Below are 1301 nucleotides of genomic sequence, written 5' to 3' on the forward strand. Positions count from 1 at the left end.
TCAGTCGCCGCGCATAAAAAGGCGGGCTTTTTACACGCCGAGCCAAGCGCGATTCTTTTGGCGCTTTGCAAAAAAAGCGAGGCGTTTTTAAGGGATTTTTTACGCGAGTATAACGCGGCTTTTGGCGTCAAATTTGAAAACGCGGCCGAGCTTGAAAACGCGGACTTGGAGCCAAATTTCACGTATGAATACATCCTGCAAAATCACGGCGATCTGCTAAAAGGCGCCAAGGCCTACGTGACGCTCGAGCCCTGCGCTCACCGCGGTAAAACTCCGCCTTGCGCCGAGCTTTTAAGTCGGCTAAAATTTGCCGAGGTCGTCATCGCTAGAGGCGACGAAAATGCCGTGGCAAGCGGCGGCGCGCATATCTTGCAAAGCAGCGGCATATCGGTCAAATTTGACGTGTTAAGGCGTGAGGCGGACGAGCTGATAGAGCCGTTTCTAGCGTGGCAGAGGGGGAATTTTAGCTTTTTTAAGCTCGCCCTTAGCGCAAACGGCGTCGCAGTCGGCACCGCGCAGAGCAAAATCATCTCAAATTTAGCCAGCCGCACCCACTCTCACCGCCTGCGTAGCGTGGCTGAGCTGCTAGTTGTCGGCGGCGCCACCGTCCGCGCCGACCGCCCGAGGCTTGATACCAGGCTGATAGAGGACGGCAAAAACCCAAACGTGATAATCTACTCGCGCGAGCAGGAGTTTGATGCGTCTATACCGCTTTTTGGCGTGGAGGGCAGGAGCGTGCGCGTAACTAGCGATATAAACGAAGCTTTCGCGCCGCGTTTAACGATGTTTGAGGGCGGCGAAAACGCGCTAAAAGCCCTAGACGAACGCGTAAAATGGCTGCTGCTTTACCGCTCTAGCGAGCTTTTGGACGCACCCGCGGTAAAGCTAAATTTAAAACTAAAGCCGTTATTTCACGGCGAGCTTGACGGCGACGTTTACGGGTGGTATAAAACCTAGTATTTGCAAAACAATAAATATCTGTTTTTTAATATGGGATTAGCTGTTTCTGGTATAATTTAATAAAATATTTAGATTGGAGATAAAATGATAAAAAAATATTTTATTTTATATTTAGCAATAACGTTGGTGTTTTTATCTGGGTGTTTGAGCGAAAAGATTGCTGTAAAAAATCAAGAGCCAAATATAAACGAAGCTAGAATTTTTTATATTAGCAATAATAGTAAAAATTTCGAGGAACAAGCTACTATCAAAAATTATAAAATAAATGATATTCAAACATCTTATGTGGGTGAAAGTTTTATAAATTTAAAGGATATTTTAAATATGGTAGAAACGTTTGA

2 protein-coding genes are annotated in these 1301 nt (G+C 46.0%); both read left to right on the forward strand.

The features are described from left to right. Positions 1-957, forward strand: a 957-nt coding sequence (gene ribD / locus Q0338_RS06785; protein WP_298086097.1) for a bifunctional diaminohydroxyphosphoribosylaminopyrimidine deaminase/5-amino-6-(5-phosphoribosylamino)uracil reductase RibD, incomplete at its 5' end; no start/stop codon positions are given. Positions 958-1044: 87 nt separating this feature from the next. Further along, on the forward strand, positions 1045-1301 hold a 257-nt coding region (locus Q0338_RS06790; protein WP_298086098.1), incomplete at its 3' end, for a hypothetical protein.

The sequence above is a fragment of the uncultured Campylobacter sp. genome (genome assembly GCF_938018145.1).
In the GTDB taxonomy this organism is placed as follows: domain Bacteria; phylum Campylobacterota; class Campylobacteria; order Campylobacterales; family Campylobacteraceae; genus Campylobacter_A.